Genomic DNA, 15,900 nt, shown 5'->3' with positions numbered 1-15,900 from the left:
TCTACTCCATTTATTTAAAATAAAACTATCATTGAATCATGTATGTCGCACTTGTTGTCCAGTGGTCACCATGATTTTGGTTGCGATTTTTCATTCCTGTACCCATAACAATTTTTGCTTCTTGCCACGCATATTAAAAGCTTCAGCTGTTTGATTGAAATCTGCCCACTTATATATTAAATCTTGGTTTTCACAAGCGATAATTTATGAGCTTTGGTTTTTGCTTATACCTCCTGCTAGCTACACTCGAATATAGTGGATCAATAAAATAAGTTTGATTGGTATAATCTAACGATTGCTCGTAAGCAATGTCGTAACCCCTAGTAATACCCTCCATTTTCTAATCTTTGGCAGTTGTTTGATAATCCGCTCCTTGACATACTCGTTCCACACCATACAATTTTGACTGTTGTGATATTTAGCAAACCAAGATGTGGTGCTTTTTGCCGGATGTGTTTGTGCTTTACGCATCCAAAAACCGATAAGATTTTTAGCGCCATCTGGCAAATGATAAAATTGCTCATCAACTAACAAAGGCGTGCCAACCATATTGGCCACCCTGCCCTTAAAGGCTGGCAAGTCATCAATATCGTCTTCACTGGCGTTAATCAAATAATCCCAAATAACTTACAACACAAGGGTTAGAGTCACTCAGTATTGCACGCTCAGGCTCATGAAACACACTAATAAGTAGCCGAGCCTGCAAATGGCTCAATCACCACATTGTCTGTTTTAGGCGCAGGATAAAGGCCTTGCTGACATAGGCGGTATTTAGAGCCGTAGTAACTAAAGAATGGTTTCATGGCATATCCTTATATTCAACACCATCAATCAAATAGCCATTAGTTTTTTACTACGCTTAACCCTATCCTCGCCATATACATCCCACTGCTTAAAGAAAAATGGCGCCTCCTGATCTTTACATTGACGTTTGATATTAAGCACCCACTCTTTTTTCATAGTCCGTGCATTTGAACCACTTTTACCCCCAACAATTACCCAGTCAATATCTGTTAAATCAATTTCGCCCAAATCCTCAAGCAAGGGTTCAATCGATAAAAATAACTTAGGTCTAAAGTTAGAAGTTGAATAAAAAACACTTCTTAAGTGCTCAATTCTAGGCAGTCCATCTTTTTTATTTTCAACACTAGCGCCCAATAAAACGTTTTTCATTTCACCAAATAAATTATCAAAATACCCACCATTTCTTGACCAGAACCACTATCTAAAATTATCTGTATTTTTGGTTAATATCTGATACGTATGTTGTGGCGTATTTTTAATAACAGTAAATATTTTGTCAATAAATTCATCAGGCACATTAGGATGAAACAAATCACTCATTGAATTAACAAAATAAGTCGTTGGTTTTTTGCGTTTAAGTGGAATACCTAGTCTATCTTTATGGCATACAACTTCATTAAAAGGCTTTTCGTATCCTTTAGAACTCATTGCACTCAACCTTTTGTGCATTGTTTTTGCATAACAGTTCTTGCAACCTGCTGATACTTTACTTCAACCCACAACTGGATTCCATGTTTTTTCTGTCCATTCTATTTTTGACATTTAACAGCCTCTTGTCTAGCTCTATCCTTGTATTTAAATTGTTGAACGGTTAGTTGGTTCATTATTTGTTCTCCTTTAATTTGTCTACTGTATCAACGCAACTGATTTTGTTAATTGATTCCACTGTGCAGTTACTTTGAATCTTGGTTAAAAGGGGTGCTGCCAGACCAAGCGCAACTACAATGGCTAAGATAAGAATAATTCCGATCATGTCTTGTTTTTTAATTTCCATTATTTAATCTCCTATAGTTAGCTTGAATCCATTCATCTGACGCCACTTCTTTGTTACTAGTTAAATCAGTATTTTCATTATTTGAATATTCGTACTCTAAAGCGTGAATATAACTTTCAACCTCATACTCTAAAAAATCAATAGAGCTCAACTCTTTAGTTGTTGCGTTATTTTTTGCAAAATCAATTAAGGTTGATAAATTAATAGTATTTACAACATCTCGTCTAATTTCTGAATTAGGATAGGTTTGTAAGTTGGATTCTTTTAATTGACTCACCTTTTCTCCTTATTCCATTTTCTAACGATGTAATCAAAAGCCTTAAGGTGAGCCTTCATACATGTTTCTTTTGTTTTATGAGAATCATCATGTAAAAAGTCGCAGTAATGCGTACCTCCACCAGCTTCTACATGTGATGAGTGTGAATTCTATTCCGCACTCACAAGTTATCCAGTAACTAGGCATATGGGTGTTATTAATAATAGAATTACCCTCTCCGCAAAAGCAACAATTCTGTAAGCCAACTTCACCACCTTTAACACCACCAAATGGTAATGATGCTGATCAATCACCATCATTACCAAATAAATTAATATACTTTTTATATTTTTCCATCTTTATCTCCTTAAATTATTTGACTGATTTAAAGTTGCCTTTATGCCGAACATCTCATGCTTGATATATTCGCTTTCAACTTGAAAAATCCACATTTTTTGGTGTTCAACTGAGCAATTTCCTTTATACCAACGTTTTATGCTCATTGTCACTCCCTCGTTTAATAAATAACTGGCAAAGTGCAGTGGCGAACCTTAATTCGATATCTTTTATACTTTCTAGATTGCGTCTTTACTCTCGTTCAAAATACCTGATTTTTAAAGTATGTTCCTAGGAACAACAGTCTTATTACGATCATGCCCTACATTCTTTTTTAAGTTTTTAAATTCACTTGGGGGTGAGTGTTACCGTCACTTTTTCGGTAAGTTTTTCAGAGTCTGATTTTGACGGTCTCCCTGGTTTTTTGAAAATAGGATTTTCTATTTTTACACCACCGCTTTTTCGTTGATTCAAAAAGTCTTTTTTATTCATATTACTCTCCTTTTTTATAGACCTAATGTTGTATATATTTTATTAAATTGAGCCAAAACAACCTTATAGCTGTATGCCGCTAATGAATTAGATCTTGTTAATTGTTGGATGCTTTGTTTTTTCAAAAATATTATCAAATGCTTTCAATGCCTTTAAAGGTAAGTAATGATTTACACTGCCAGGTAATGCACTTTCAATATATGAGCGTATTTCAATAAACTCTTTACTTTGATCCCAGTTATCTAAAAAAACATCTTCTCTTTGTTTTTGCCGTTTGGTTGTCACAACTAAAATATCTATCTCTGAGTTTATATTTTTTATCTCTTGGATTGTATTACTCCCAGATAACATACTTTTTAATTCACAAGATATCGGGACTATGACAACATCACTCATTGAAATTGCGCTTTTAATACTTTGTGAATTTTTATTAATAGAGCCGGCTAAATCAAACACAACATTCATTTCATCAAAATCAGGAAAGTCCTCATTCATATCAATTTCGACAAATTCATCATCGGAAAGAATATATTCATATATTGAGGTGTGTTCATTGGTGGCGATCATAAAGCCTTTATCTATTGCAATGTTGGCTGAGATAGGCATCTTTCCCACGCCGCCTTCAGAATTGTGAACTGTAATTTTCATATTTTCTCTTCCTTGTAATAAAGTTCTTAAATATAAGACAACCTCTAAACTAATTTAATTATTGACTGTCTTATTTATCTTTAAAATAATTATATACTATATATTATATAATTATAGTATATTTAATAAATATATTAAGTTTAATATGTCCATTAAACTTCCTAAATGTAAAGCGGGTTTTTAAGTAACTAAAGCTTATCAGAATTAGTATTTGGTATAACTAATGGTTATGACCGACCAACAACTACTCACAAATATTCAGTCTGACATCAAAGAAACTGTTGGCAAAACAGAAGCAGAATTAGAGCTTGCAAGCGTTAACTACATAGAAGAAAACGCAGACATGCTTAACAATATATTTATCAAATATAAAAACCCTAAGAAGGAAATAATTTTTATAGCTGGGGGTTCTGGAGCAGGCAAAAGTAAAACCGCTCAAAATTTAGCTAAAAAATACTCTTTAGATATTATAGACACCAATTCAATTAGGTCTATTTGTCCTAAATACAGCGGAGCAAATGCCTCTATTTTCCAAAAAGCCGCCTCTAAAGGAGTTGGCATGCTGTTTAACATCTGCATAAAAAATAGCGTTTGTCTATCGCCGTAAACAAACTACCAAGAAGCACACGATTGACAGATCCAATATAGAAGGTAGGGTTGTGCCTGATGATGTGTTTAACAGGTAATATAATGAGTCTATAGAAACAACGCTATATACACTAAAAAAGTATAATAATTTAAGTGTATCTTTTTACGACCTTGAATCAAACAATATTTTTCGTGGCAAAGATGCTATTAATAAACTTGAAAATCTTAAGAAATCCATAGATATTGAATCAAAATTAAAAAACAAGCGCTCACTAAAAATATGACTAGTTGTTATAAAACTTAATAGAGTCATTAAACAGTGGTAGCGGTGTTATCTTAGCCTGAATTTAGATTTTAATTTTATTGATGAGCAATAGGTTTTTTCAACAATTTAGCTTGTTTCTGTTCATATTGATTTACTTGTTTAGAAAAATATCGATAAATATCCTTAATACTTGTACTTCCTTTTATAATAGACAAGCCGGGATCACTAGCATCAATCGGCACACTCCCAATCAACACTTCTTTGATTGGATTTTACCCCCTCTAAAGGGGAGTCTATTTTCTCAATATTATCAAAAAATATCTTTAATCCTGTAATTATAATTTTGTAAAAGATACATTAAATCATAAAGGTCTCGTGATTAACTCTATCTCTTAAGACAACGCACTTTAATTCAAAAATTTCATTAATTCCAAATATTTTAAAGCTTGTCCCCTATGTCTTTCTTTTGCATATTTTTAAAATACTCTTTGTCTTGCCTTTTCACCCTTATTAAAAGTAAAAAAACTGACCTTAACGCCATTAGTACTGTAATCTTGCACATAATCTAATAAATTAAAACCATTGATTCTAGCTTGAGACATTTGGCTTTGTGGTATTAAAAGGTCTACTGCTAATCCCTGTTCTGAAAGTTTTGACAGTAAATTGTTAATATTTTTAACGGGCAAAGTATCTGTAAAAAAGAAAAATCAAGGCCCCCACTAAGTCTATACCCTATTTGAATTGAAAGCGCAGTTCCTCCAATTAAAGCAGCTTCTTTTAAATTTTCATCATCAAACAATAGCTCAAACAGGCTTCTTGTTTTACCAAGCATCCTTTTTTTTATTTATCATTACTCAGCCCTTGAATTGCATTGTTTAGCATTCTATTTAAAATTTTATGGATGCGCTATCCCAAGAAACACTATTAAAAACTTTTATTACCGAATTGGCTCCGTAATATATGATTATCATAACTATATCCTGGTAAACAGTGTGCTCAAGCACGCTAAGAATTAAAGCTTTATCGCTTATTTTTGGATTACTCCAATCATAAGGAAAAGACAGGTTTATTTTTGTTAGGCGCCCATATTGTTAAAACTTTTTTAGAATTATAACAAATTTATAGTATAAGTAGATGTTGGTTTAGATGGTACTGATTCAAACAACGCTGTGCTAAGTTTAGGAAGTTTAATAAACTTCATATATTTATTAAACTTTTTACAATTTATATTTTTCAGCTTTCCAAACTTCCATTGGGGAGGTATCGGGTTGCTTGTACAGGTCGATTAACAAGCTAAGCTTTCCTAATGAAGTTAGAATTCTCATTAGATTAATTGTAGAAATTGGCTTACCACTCTCTACTCTTTTGATGACAGTCAAACTAACATTACAATGTTCTGACAATCTTCTTTGGATTATCTTTTGTTGTTTCCTAATAAATTTTATTTGTTCACCAAAAGTCTTGAGCGCATCTTCAATCGCTATAAACTTTCCACCAATAAGTGTTGTATTCATTAGCAGAAAGTTGGTTTTTTAGTGCCATGCTGCTCAGGAGGCTCTGGCTCTGGCTCTGAATCAATATAAACCTCATTCAAATGCTTTATTATTTTATCCTTGTGCGGACCGATAACTCCAGCCTTATCAGCATAAAAAGTAAAATTATCTGCAACATTCTGGACGTCTTTTATAATACTTTCCATGTCTTGATCTCTTAATGATAAAACGATCCCCTCTGTCACCATATCCTCTTTCGTAATACCTGTTCCTTTGTTATTTATTAACAAATTATGCTCTTTAGTCCAGGCGTTGGGGTTGGTATTATTGTAAGCATGTGTTATGTCATACGCTGGTGCTAACAGCCACTCCCCACTCTCTTTAATTAAAAAGGAAAAATTCTTAGTATGGTCATCTCTGTTAGCTAAAACAACATTAAAAACCATTCTTCTAAACATTTCTTTTTTTGCTTGGTATCCTAAATTAAAAAAGTTTGCTAGATTAAAGTAACTAGCATAATTTGATGATCTAGGTCGGTTAAAGTCTGAGCCTATAATGCTACACAGGGTTTGTGTGTGTATTTTTTTATTACCCACCCTATCAAATCGTTTAGTCATGAAGTGCTCATCATCGCCACTTGGTAGTAAAAAAGATTTAGTCATCTCTATCCCTGAGTCTACAGCCATTAAATAGTAGGCATATTCAACATTTCCATAGCCCTTAGGATCATCGCCGGAAACACTGTCAAATTTAATTAGATAATGCTCAAATCCATCTGGAACATCTTTCTGTCCAGGTTTAAACAGTTTGTTTTTTTTATCATAGCCAATTAATGCTTTAGCTCTAGCGCCACCAACACCAGAAGATGTTTCAATTAAAATATCCTCCACTTCAGACAGCTCCCCATGTATTTTCTTTTTTACAGCGTCGACTAAAACCTTCAGATTCAAAATATCATCTAAAGCACTATTATCCAATACTGAAAAAGCCGGCTCAAATTCTAAAGCGCCAATTGACTTTTTCCCTAGGAAAGCCAGTCTTTCCAAAATTGTAATACTGTCAATACTTCTACCTTGTTTGGCAAAATAAGCACTTATGATTGTGCTGCCAAACTTATCAGGCAATGCATCAGATATAAAATGAGGAAGCCCATTAAAACAGTCATTACCTCTATTATTAAATTTATGTATCCCTGGTGTTTTCGGCAGCATAAAGGGCGATAGCTCAATAGCGTTGTTTAGAAAGTCTGAGTCATACTCAAAAGACAACATAGATCCGTTTTGAGAAAGATATCCAACTGTTTGATTAAAGATATTAACTTTTATTGAAGTTTTCATTTTTTTAGCTTAAATATGAAATATATATGCAATTATATCGATATATTAGTTTAAATATAACCTTTTTTAAATATTAAGAGAATATGGTTGTATTAAATTTAAGCAGGCACATCATGGCTGTACACACAACATCGAAAGTGGGGCAATTTTAAGGGATTTTACAGCTTGTCTGATTAATCAATACTATTAAGTAAATCCTTAGTCTCGCTTTTAGCGACTAAACCTTCTTTAATAGTAAGTTGGGCCGCTTTGCCGTATAAAATATCCTCAAGTTCTATTAATTCTTGATACCTTTTAGATGATAACACCACAGCTATATCCTTATTTTTTTTAGATATAGTGGTAGGCTGCTCTCAGCACTGGTAATAATAGCGCTAAAACTTTGTCTTGCCTCGGTCGATGTCATGGTTTTCATTAGAGTCCTCATAAGTATAAATATTAAGATATGCATAATATTACATAACATGAGTGCGGACCAAACATCTAAATATGATTTACCAGTCTTAAATTCAAATATAGCTGGGTAGATAGCCTCTCTTTTTTATGTGCGTTCTCTATAGATCGCTCATAATTTATCGCTTCCTGCTGCTCTCGTCCCAAATCAATACGCATCAGCTATTGATAGAGATCTAGTCGTTTTTAAATTCTGAAAAAATTAATTTACAGAATTTCCTATTGGCTGTATCTAATTTAGAATACAATTCTATGAATTTAATTGCTGATAATCAGCAAGTAATTACTAGTCGAGTCGATGAAAGATTAAAACAGAATGGAGTAAATGTTAGAACTTGCGCTAATGGGTTTAATCACTACTTTAAGGACGCAATTAATAACAAAAAAACAAGGCCAATCAACAAAGAATCCGAAAAGCCCAATTCAAATTACCTAATCAGCATGTATCTGAATTATGCGACTATTTAAATGCTTCAGTGGAAATAGATGCAAGCACATCATTTGAGTCATTACTATTAAAAATAGTAATAGAACAGCAGCCTGACTTAAAAAATACCATTAATCAGCTTTTAAAAAAACTACTCAAACAGGAGGTGTAATATGAAATTTATTGATTTATTTGCAGGTTTAGGAGGCTTTCATAAGGCTCTCTCAGAAATTGGCATAGAGTGTGTTTTTGCATCAGAAATAGACAAAAACCTTCAATCCATATATTACAAAAATCATGGAATCAAACCAAAAGGGGATGTTCGTTTAATCAATGAAAATGAAATCCCTAATCATGATGTATTGTGTGCAGGGTTTCCTTGTCAGCCTTTCTCTATTGCAGGAAAAAGAAAGGGTGCAAAATACCCATCTTCTGTAAAATTAATCGATGATGTGATTAAAATTGCTAAAAAACATCAGCCTGATTACGTATTTTTAGAAAACGTTCCCAATATTATCACTATTGATAATGGCAAATTTTGGTCTTATATTCAATCTTCATTCAATAACATTGGTTATGAAGTGAATCATAAAATTTATTCTCCAGTTGATTTTAATATTCTCCAAAACAAAAAAGAGTGTTTGTTATAGCTCAAAAGAACTCAATCCAAAAGCCAATCAATTGGCCTAACAATAGAAAGCAAAAAACAGGATGTGTTACATTTGTGATATGAGCAGTCACTCTGTTGTTGCTAGTGAATTTGGATCTACCTATCCTTTAAATAATCTACATAAACTAACTTTAAAAGAAGTTAAGCGATATAAAGGTTCTTGGGGGCAAAGTCTATCCGATTGTAAATCGTGGAATGAAGTTTTCGATTTGTTGCCTCATTATATTGATCGTCACAGCAAAAAACCATCCAATTGGTTGTTGAAATCTATTCTTCATACGCGCAAACCTCTCCTCTATCAGCAACACAATGATTTTTTTGATAGCAGAAAAAATCAATTTAAATCGTTTCCACAAAGTTGGCAAAAGTTAGATTGGCAAGACCATAGAGACTCTGAAAAAATTGATATTTGGCAACATATTATTCAATTTAGAGCGTCAGGAATAAGAATTATAAAGCCTAAAAAGATGCCATCTCTAATTGCAATGACCCCTACACAAATCCCTATTATTGGACCTAAAAAAACGTTACTTAAAAATTGAAGAGGCTACTTCCTTACAAGGGTTGAATGGTTTAAATTATTTTCCTGAAAACTCAACACGCGCATTTAAAGCACTTGGCAATGCAGTTAATAGTCATATTGTTAAAGAAATTGCGCTAAACAACTTCCACAGGTGGAATAAAGCCAATTTTAATAGAGAAGTAAAAGAATGGGAAAAAATACCTTTAACAATAGATGCTGCTCCAGAAATGATGCTTTATAAAGTTTTGCAAGGGCAATCGTATGACGAAGAAGTTGCAATGTCAGAATTTGTTGATAACTCAATTCAATCTTTTATAGGTAATAAAGATGCTATTATTGAAAAAAATCCAAATCAAAATTTTACTATTGATATAAAGATTGATACCAAAAACTAAACTATTGTTATTGAAGACAATGCTGGCGGAATTCATAGAGATAACTTGCAGCGAGCTATTACTATGGGCCGTAGTTCAAATGATCCACATCGAAACAATAGTCTTTCTGTTTATGGTATGGGGCTTAAATCTGCAGCCATATAGTTTTCCAGTCAATGGAAACTGGAAACCTCTTGTATTGATTCAAATGAAAAGCTTTCTTTTGTATTCGATTTAGATAATTTGCTTGCTAGCCATTCAAGTGAAATCAAAGTGGACACGCAAGAAGAAAACAAGTCTAAGCATTACACGAAAATTACTTTATTAAATCATTTTAGAAAAAGTGACCCTAAATTTTATCAAGATGTGGTTTTGCCTTTCTTATTAGAGACTTTCTTTAGGTTTAAAGATGTGAAAATTAATATTATTCACGATAATGTTGTTATTTTGGCAGATGAAAAAAATATGTTTACACCTGCTGCTCCTTTAAATACTAGAAAATTTAACAAACTTAGAGAGATTGAAGATATTGATTCTGAACTAATCACATGGGAAAAAAATATTGAGTTTGATATTGGTGACAGACCTGTTTATGGTTTTGTTAGAATTATGAATAAAGGGTCATATAGGCAGCCCGACATAAGACTTTTAAGGAATCAAAGAGTTATCCAGGGAACATCTTTAGAGCCCAACTTACCAAAAAGTATTACTGGCACAAAAAATAAATACGGTGCTCAAAGAATTTATGGAGAAATTCATCTTGATCAATTTTTAGTAAATTACCAAAAGACAAGGTTCAACGAAGACTTAAGTGGTGTTTATAGCAAAATTAAAGAAATTTTAACTGATGAAGATAATCGCTTCGGACTACAGAGTGAGACCTAAAAAATCCAAAGAAAAAGTTGTAGGAACAGAGTCAACAAAAGAAGCTGACAATGGTGATGACTCTTTTAAACCTCCTAAAGATAGTAACACTCATTCTGAAACAGCAAAGACACCTTCCAAAATAGACAAATCTACAGAATTGTCAAAAGCTCTAGGAAGGGTACAAAATGATAAATTACTCAAACTATACAACTCGTTGTGTATAGTTTCACTAAGAAAGCACCCTGTGTTAATGTATATTGGCGCATGGTCTTTTTTAGAATCTCTGTCCACTCTTATGGGGAAGTCCGATGGAATAGCTTTAGATAATTATTTAAGCAAAAAAAAGTTAACAGTTTTTACAAAGATAGGGGCAAAAAGAATGATATTAAAGGTGTAATTTCTGATATTCACAAAAAAAGAAACTCAATCAAGCATTCGGGCAATAGAACCATTGTCGATGTTGGACAATTACGTAATGATTTTGAAGTATTGGAAGAGTTTTTAATACACTGTTTGCATGAATTATAAGATTCTCCTTGTTTAGCCAAAAGCCTTGTCTATAGATAATTTATCACACCCTATAGTATCAAAAGCACCTGCATCATAAATATAGCACCAAAAGTGCCTCTTGCCACCAGCCCATTTGATAAAAGGTTTTGAGTTCGTCTTTGCTGATATAATCACTATCTAATATCTTTTTGCATCAATCTACCAGAAACATATTGATGCAAAACACTAGAGACCAATGTTTGATAAGGCAAGCCTAGTTCAACAGCATTAGTTTTTAATGCTTCTAAATCATTAGTTGAAAGTCGAATGTTAATTCTTTGATCTTTCTTTAAAGTATTTTTTGCTATTAAACGGTGTTTAGCGATCTCATTATCTAGATTATCAACAGATTCCCATTGACCAGACTCTAAAGACTTTTGCAGTTCTTGCTCTTCCTTATCTAGTTTCATTTTTATCTCCAAGGTATTTTTTTATAAACTGTCTATTGGGCATGATGGTTTTAAAAAACCACTCATTATTATTGATCACACACGGCACTGTATAAACATAATTATTTACATCAATAATCAATATTTTTTGATTGACATATTTCTTATCGTTTAGATGTTGAATAATATCAATTAAATCTCCACTCTCAATATGCATTACAATTTTCTCAAAACTAATGTCTCGAGTTTTTTTCAAAAGTAAATTCTTTTCTTTATTCCAACTGTAGGTAATCATATTTTTACATGTTAGTACAATGCATGCCTTTTGTCAACATAGCCAGCGAGAAGGGGGCACTATAGTAGCATTTGAATTTGAATGGGCATAATATAAAAACAGGTGTAAAATTAAAAATGCGGGCAACAGAAAAGTAAAAATGAATAGGCCAGGCCAAACCAAAGTGAATGATATGCTGATTGAAATGATCACATCTAAGGTCAAAGAGATTGAAGAGAAATTCGATCAGGGTAAAGGTTTGGCACAAGATGATAGTAATACTTCACTACTAAAATCTCAATACAATCATATTAATCATCTAGATTTGAAATTAGACGAAGTTACCGCTAGTTTTAAGAGTGAATTTAATGATTTAAAGAATGAATTTGCATTACTAAAAAAAGACATTGAGGTTGTTATTCAAAAGGCACTTAATAAAAACATGGTGTTATTAATTATAGTTATGGGTGCTTTTTTAACACTATCTAAAATTATTGATAAATTTTAACCAAAAAAGGAGTGACTTATGGTAATGACTTATGCTCAAGCCTAAGCACAATGTACTTAGGCACATCTCGCTGCCTCACAAAGAATTGCCGCTAATGCGGTAGAAAGCCACAACAACCGTATCGCTCACACTCAAGCGGCCGCTTTAAAACAGCAATATGAATCTAAACTTGTTAGACTTCAAAGTGATTATCGCTAGCAGACTAAGAATGTTGAAGCCATGGAAGGTACAGCTGGTACACTTACTGGAGAAATGCAAGTGTTGCTATTGATATTATCATGGAGTCAACTGGACAATCATTTGAACAGGTTAAGCAAATGATTATTGAACACCGTAATATGGATTCTTATTGTGCTAAGGCTAAAGCTTGGTATAAAACCAATCCTTAGTTTGAAGGTGGACTGATCAGTGATTCTCGTCAGACTGTTAGTCAATAGATTTTTTTTAACTTTAAATTATTAGAGCCGCCTTTAGCGGCTTTTTTTATTACTTGTAAAATATGGAAAAATATTACGACATAATAGCCAATTTGGCTATACACATATATCAAAGTGTTATTAAAGCTGCTCAAATGATTCAGCCATTGATTCCGCAAGATGATAAATACACTATTCTTATTGTTTTTATATTGTTGCTAGCGCTCTCTACCTATGTTGTATTGCGTATACTGCATAAATTAATTGCTCGTGAGACATTAGCTTGTGTGTTTTTTAGTGTTATTGGAATTTATATTTTTTCCTTAGAAAAATTTCATCCCCGTATAAAATACGAGGTGTTCATGTTTAACCTTGTTGTAGTTTTAATAATACTAGCAGTAACAATTATATTTTTAATCTCAACTAGAAAAAGAAAAAAGAGTGCTATAACAACAGAAATAGTAAAAAAAGAAGCGGCTTATAAAAAAAATACCAGTATATTTACACTTAATGAGCAAAGATTTTATCAACAACTTAAATCTGTTATTGATATTTTGAATGAGAAGTACCAAACCAAGCTTGCTGTGTTTACAAAAGTTAGGGTGTTAGATATCATAAAAACTAAGCACACAAAGAAGTTACAAAATATGCATATTGACTACATCCTATGCGACGCTGCTAATAATTACGAATACATTACAGCAATAGAGCTAGACGACAACTCTCATAACACAGACTCTCAAAGAAAAAATGATGCGCATAAAGACAAAAGTTTTAGATATATAGGACTACCTTTAATCAGATTTCGTTCAATTAGTCATGACCGAACTTATAGTAAGCAAGACATTTTTCAAGATATATTTTCTAAAATAGAATATAGGTTCGACTCTAAACATCCGCATCCTTTAATTTTAAGAAGAGGCAGTCAAAAATGGTTTTTTGGCTGTATTAAATACTCCAGTTCTAGTGAACACGCATGTAAGTACACTCTCAGTATTCCATACAATTTAACTAAATTTTAAAACTATTAATACTGGTCTCCACCATCTTTTTTATTACCCCTTTTCTCGCCACTATGCCCAATCCAACGAACTACACGATCAGCCAGCTCAAAGCTTAAATTAAAACAACGGGCGAATAATACTTAACACCGAGCTGCCCAGCCGCTAATGCTAGAAAAATGATTGCCATGAACCTAGGTAAGATAAGGGGTTGCCAGCTCTCCAGCAAAATTAACCAAAAATACCTGATAAAAGCATACCACTAATAAACCCTACAACCATAAGAGATGGGCGCACTACAAGCGCAAGCATTAGCATATACCCCTGTTTTGCGTGTTGACCTGCTTACGCGCGCCATGCCCTTCTGGCATTTCGTGTGCTCCCACCCAAAATATAGAGCCGATAAAAGCCTCAAATAAAAACATTAAGTAACCAACAACCGCACCTACCCAAGTAATCAAAGGGATTAGTGGCAAATAATAAGCAAACAAAATACCGATGGCAAATGTAAATATAATAATTGATTGGAAAAATGATATGATCATATCAACATCTGGAATAAGTAGACTAGCAACTCCACCAACGCTAGTACCAAGAACTGTCGCGTTAAGTGCGGCTTTCGATGAGATACTAGCAACTGCCAAGTATGCAGCTGTGCTATTTACGATTAATGAATGCCCTGTGTTTTGTAATTCCGACAAAGGATCTTGTGACGATATCATTGCCCTAGTCATAATGTTACCACCTTTTTTATCATACTCATTCCCCTAGGCAAAAGTATTAATAACACTGTCTACAACCTCGTTTAATAAGTTTTTATCATTACTCTTGCTACCGACCCCCTCCCCTCTATCTAAATCTGTAACAACTTCAAGCCAATTTTGTTTTTCAAAACGCTCTTTTTCAATAACACTAAGAATATTCTTGTTGAAAAATTCAGTTGATAAATATATATATTTAAGTGCATTAGCAGGATAACCGTTAGCAAGAAATAAATAATCCTCCCAAGGTGATGAGCAACTAACACCCCAGTCTAGGACCTCCAGTATTGAACAATCACTATTTATCTCTTTGTCTAAATCCTGAACTTTTTTAACCAGCTTCACCTTTGACTGTAACAGTAGATTTTGTGTTTCTTCATTGATTGATTTAATGCCCCAATAAAAACCGCCCGCATAAAACCAGTCTGATTTTTTTGCGGCTTCAATAAATTTTATATTTTTTGTAAGTAGTTCAACTAAAGCCTTAACAATTGTTTCTTGGTATTTTTTATAAGCTAATACCAAGCCTTTAACTGAAAAGTGCTCTAAAAACTGTTTTTTAGTAACCCCTTGATCACTAAAAAATGATTGTGCATTAATGGCGGCAATCTCCAACCCAGATTCATTGTAAAACTGGTTAAAAGCTCCAGAAACAGCATTCTACCAATTTAAATAATCTTGTTCTGTATAGTTGTTAGAGCTTGCAACAGAACCAGATCCATCAGATTCAAGAGCTATGATTACCGTTTGGCTTAATTCACCGCATAAGTCTTTATACTCGCTAGTTCCCCATTGGTGTCTGATAACATGTTTTATATTAGAGGCGTTTTTGTATTCTAAAACATCTGTTTGCTTGTAAGAATGGTGCTTCTCAATAATAACATCGCCCCAGCCACCTGTCTCTTCTTGTAATAATCCTTTTGCATCTAACGATTTAACAAACTCGTAACAAACCATCGTGTTAAACAAATCTTTTAACGGTAATGTTGGTTTGACTTTTAAAAGTGAGCCGCCCATAATGTTGCTTTTATGTTGATTAGCCTTCTTATCTTTCTCAAAGACACTTTGTGTTTGTGGCGCTCTAAGCAAATGATCAACTGATGATTGCCACACAGCATCGCTAGCCTGCATACCCCAAAGAGGCAACAGAAAGAACAATAATTTGAATTGTTGCATACCCTCCTGCCATAGGCATTAAAAATAGCACTGACAATGCTGTTCTGAATGGTAACCAAACGCCTGAATATTAATTTGCAGTAGATTACCCTCTTGAGGCAACATCGACAGATGAAGAAACAACTGTCCATGCAACTAAAACACTAACCAATAACAATGCAACCAGCGTTAAAACCTCTGAGAGAGAGGCTAGAATGCCTGATGAATGTTGATTAGAATCATAACTATCCAAAAGGTTGCAAAAGAAGTGTTTGTAAAAGCGAATAATATCAATGCAGTAATAATTGGGATGAATATAT

At 33.3% G+C, this 15,900-nt stretch carries 25 protein-coding genes and 1 pseudogene; 9 read left to right on the top strand and 17 right to left on the bottom strand.

Annotated elements, in window-relative coordinates:
- Nucleotides 1-288 precede the first annotated feature (288 nt).
- The 6 genes and pseudogenes from CVPH_RS03555 to CVPH_RS03535 all read right to left on the bottom strand — a co-directional run bounded on the left by CVPH_RS03555 (nucleotide 289) and on the right by CVPH_RS03535 (nucleotide 3,530).
- The gene (locus tag CVPH_RS03555; protein ID WP_201342142.1) at nucleotides 289-612 is read right to left on the bottom strand and encodes a hypothetical protein; all 324 of its coding nucleotides are present in this window, start codon (nucleotides 610-612) and stop codon (nucleotides 289-291) included.
- Nucleotides 613-799: 187 nt separating this feature from the next.
- Nucleotides 800-1,566, bottom strand: a pseudogene (locus tag CVPH_RS03550) (phage Gp37/Gp68 family protein).
- 61 nt (nucleotides 1,567-1,627) lie between these two features.
- On the bottom strand, nucleotides 1,628-1,798 hold the full coding sequence (locus CVPH_RS10105; protein ID WP_225879795.1) for a hypothetical protein: 171 nt from the start codon (nucleotides 1,796-1,798) through the stop codon (nucleotides 1,628-1,630).
- On the bottom strand, nucleotides 1,788-2,075 hold the full coding sequence (locus tag CVPH_RS03545; RefSeq protein ID WP_201342141.1) for a hypothetical protein: 288 nt from the start codon (nucleotides 2,073-2,075) through the stop codon (nucleotides 1,788-1,790). Before CVPH_RS03545 ends, CVPH_RS10105 begins: the two co-directional genes overlap by 11 nt.
- A gap of 663 nt (nucleotides 2,076-2,738) precedes the next feature.
- Nucleotides 2,739-2,882 carry a hypothetical protein gene (locus tag CVPH_RS03540; protein WP_201342140.1) on the bottom strand — a complete coding sequence of 48 codons (144 nt, stop codon included), beginning with the start codon at nucleotides 2,880-2,882 and terminating at the stop codon, nucleotides 2,739-2,741.
- Between the two features lie 87 nt (nucleotides 2,883-2,969).
- On the bottom strand, nucleotides 2,970-3,530 hold the full coding sequence (locus CVPH_RS03535; RefSeq protein ID WP_201342139.1) for a P-loop NTPase family protein: 561 nt from the start codon (nucleotides 3,528-3,530) through the stop codon (nucleotides 2,970-2,972).
- Between the two features lie 229 nt (nucleotides 3,531-3,759).
- Here CVPH_RS03535 and CVPH_RS03530 point away from each other — a divergent pair, with 229 nt between their 5' ends.
- Nucleotides 3,760-4,137: a zeta toxin family protein gene (locus tag CVPH_RS03530; RefSeq protein ID WP_201342138.1), complete on the top strand. Its 378-nt coding sequence runs from the start codon at nucleotides 3,760-3,762 to the stop codon at nucleotides 4,135-4,137.
- Nucleotides 4,138-4,478: 341 nt separating this feature from the next.
- Here CVPH_RS03530 and CVPH_RS03525 read toward each other — a convergent pair whose 3' ends face one another.
- From CVPH_RS03525 to CVPH_RS03505, 5 genes are all read right to left on the bottom strand, one after another.
- A complete protein-coding gene (locus CVPH_RS03525) occupies nucleotides 4,479-4,640 on the bottom strand; it encodes a hypothetical protein (RefSeq protein ID WP_201342137.1) in 162 nt (53 codons plus the stop codon).
- Nucleotides 4,641-5,014: 374 nt separating this feature from the next.
- On the bottom strand, nucleotides 5,015-5,215 hold the full coding sequence (locus CVPH_RS10100; RefSeq protein WP_225879794.1) for a hypothetical protein: 201 nt from the start codon (nucleotides 5,213-5,215) through the stop codon (nucleotides 5,015-5,017).
- A 385-nt stretch (nucleotides 5,216-5,600) separates the two neighbouring features.
- The gene (locus CVPH_RS03515) at nucleotides 5,601-5,897 is read right to left on the bottom strand and encodes a helix-turn-helix domain-containing protein (protein WP_201342133.1); all 297 of its coding nucleotides are present in this window, start codon (nucleotides 5,895-5,897) and stop codon (nucleotides 5,601-5,603) included.
- Nucleotides 5,897-7,213: a type II toxin-antitoxin system HipA family toxin gene (locus CVPH_RS03510; protein ID WP_201342131.1), complete on the bottom strand. Its 1,317-nt coding sequence runs from the start codon at nucleotides 7,211-7,213 to the stop codon at nucleotides 5,897-5,899. The genes CVPH_RS03515 and CVPH_RS03510 overlap by 1 nt, the downstream gene beginning before the upstream one ends.
- Before the next feature lie 173 nt (nucleotides 7,214-7,386).
- Nucleotides 7,387-7,524 carry a hypothetical protein gene (locus CVPH_RS03505; RefSeq protein WP_201342129.1) on the bottom strand — a complete coding sequence of 46 codons (138 nt, stop codon included), beginning with the start codon at nucleotides 7,522-7,524 and terminating at the stop codon, nucleotides 7,387-7,389.
- A gap of 742 nt (nucleotides 7,525-8,266) precedes the next feature.
- On the opposite strand from CVPH_RS03505, the gene CVPH_RS03500 reads away from it, so the two are divergent.
- The 6 genes from CVPH_RS03500 (at nucleotide 8,267) to CVPH_RS03475 (ending at nucleotide 10,924) form a co-directional block, all read left to right on the top strand.
- Nucleotides 8,267-8,743, top strand: coding sequence for a DNA cytosine methyltransferase (locus CVPH_RS03500; RefSeq protein WP_201342127.1), 477 nt, complete (start codon nucleotides 8,267-8,269; stop codon nucleotides 8,741-8,743).
- Between the two features lie 79 nt (nucleotides 8,744-8,822).
- Nucleotides 8,823-9,305: a hypothetical protein gene (locus CVPH_RS03495; protein WP_201342125.1), complete on the top strand. Its 483-nt coding sequence runs from the start codon at nucleotides 8,823-8,825 to the stop codon at nucleotides 9,303-9,305.
- Entirely contained in the window at nucleotides 9,274-9,681 is a 408-nt protein-coding gene (locus CVPH_RS03490) for a hypothetical protein (protein ID WP_201342123.1), read from the top strand. Before CVPH_RS03495 ends, CVPH_RS03490 begins: the two co-directional genes overlap by 32 nt.
- A gap of 3 nt (nucleotides 9,682-9,684) precedes the next feature.
- Nucleotides 9,685-9,825, top strand: a complete 141-nt coding sequence (locus tag CVPH_RS11200; RefSeq protein WP_201342418.1) for an ATP-binding protein — start codon at nucleotides 9,685-9,687, stop codon at nucleotides 9,823-9,825.
- A gap of 108 nt (nucleotides 9,826-9,933) precedes the next feature.
- Complete coding sequence (locus CVPH_RS03480) at nucleotides 9,934-10,545, top strand: hypothetical protein (RefSeq protein WP_201342121.1); 612 nt, start codon at nucleotides 9,934-9,936, stop codon at nucleotides 10,543-10,545.
- A complete protein-coding gene (locus tag CVPH_RS03475) occupies nucleotides 10,535-10,924 on the top strand; it encodes a hypothetical protein (RefSeq protein WP_201342119.1) in 390 nt (129 codons plus the stop codon). Before CVPH_RS03480 ends, CVPH_RS03475 begins: the two co-directional genes overlap by 11 nt.
- A gap of 286 nt (nucleotides 10,925-11,210) precedes the next feature.
- Here CVPH_RS03475 and CVPH_RS03470 read toward each other — a convergent pair whose 3' ends face one another.
- Nucleotides 11,211-11,492: a CopG family antitoxin gene (locus CVPH_RS03470; protein WP_201342417.1), complete on the bottom strand. Its 282-nt coding sequence runs from the start codon at nucleotides 11,490-11,492 to the stop codon at nucleotides 11,211-11,213.
- Nucleotides 11,473-11,721: a toxin gene (locus tag CVPH_RS03465; protein WP_225879793.1), complete on the bottom strand. Its 249-nt coding sequence runs from the start codon at nucleotides 11,719-11,721 to the stop codon at nucleotides 11,473-11,475. The genes CVPH_RS03470 and CVPH_RS03465 overlap by 20 nt, the downstream gene beginning before the upstream one ends.
- Nucleotides 11,722-11,899: 178 nt before the next feature.
- On the opposite strand from CVPH_RS03465, the gene CVPH_RS03460 reads away from it, so the two are divergent.
- The gene (locus CVPH_RS03460) at nucleotides 11,900-12,247 is read left to right on the top strand and encodes a hypothetical protein (RefSeq protein WP_201342116.1); all 348 of its coding nucleotides are present in this window, start codon (nucleotides 11,900-11,902) and stop codon (nucleotides 12,245-12,247) included.
- Nucleotides 12,248-12,746: 499 nt separating this feature from the next.
- Complete coding sequence (locus CVPH_RS03455) at nucleotides 12,747-13,685, top strand: DUF2726 domain-containing protein (RefSeq protein ID WP_201342114.1); 939 nt, start codon at nucleotides 12,747-12,749, stop codon at nucleotides 13,683-13,685.
- Between the two features lie 290 nt (nucleotides 13,686-13,975).
- Here the strand turns inward: CVPH_RS03455 and CVPH_RS03450 are convergent, their stop codons facing one another.
- From CVPH_RS03450 to CVPH_RS03435, 4 genes are all read right to left on the bottom strand, one after another.
- Nucleotides 13,976-14,398 carry a hypothetical protein gene (locus tag CVPH_RS03450; protein ID WP_225879792.1) on the bottom strand — a complete coding sequence of 141 codons (423 nt, stop codon included), beginning with the start codon at nucleotides 14,396-14,398 and terminating at the stop codon, nucleotides 13,976-13,978.
- A gap of 33 nt (nucleotides 14,399-14,431) precedes the next feature.
- On the bottom strand, nucleotides 14,432-15,040 hold the full coding sequence (locus CVPH_RS03445; protein ID WP_201342110.1) for a hypothetical protein: 609 nt from the start codon (nucleotides 15,038-15,040) through the stop codon (nucleotides 14,432-14,434).
- A 45-nt stretch (nucleotides 15,041-15,085) separates the two neighbouring features.
- Nucleotides 15,086-15,601 (bottom strand): hypothetical protein, encoded by a 516-nt coding sequence (locus tag CVPH_RS03440; RefSeq protein WP_201342108.1) that lies wholly within the window; start codon nucleotides 15,599-15,601, stop codon nucleotides 15,086-15,088.
- An 85-nt stretch (nucleotides 15,602-15,686) separates the two neighbouring features.
- The gene (locus CVPH_RS03435; protein ID WP_201342107.1) at nucleotides 15,687-15,833 is read right to left on the bottom strand and encodes a hypothetical protein; all 147 of its coding nucleotides are present in this window, start codon (nucleotides 15,831-15,833) and stop codon (nucleotides 15,687-15,689) included.
- Nucleotides 15,834-15,900: the final 67 nt, after the last annotated feature.

This window comes from Abyssogena phaseoliformis symbiont OG214 (genome assembly GCF_016592595.1).
Taxonomy (GTDB): Bacteria; Pseudomonadota; Gammaproteobacteria; order PS1; family Pseudothioglobaceae; genus Ruthia.
This window is presented reverse-complemented; position numbering and strand designations above follow the sequence as displayed.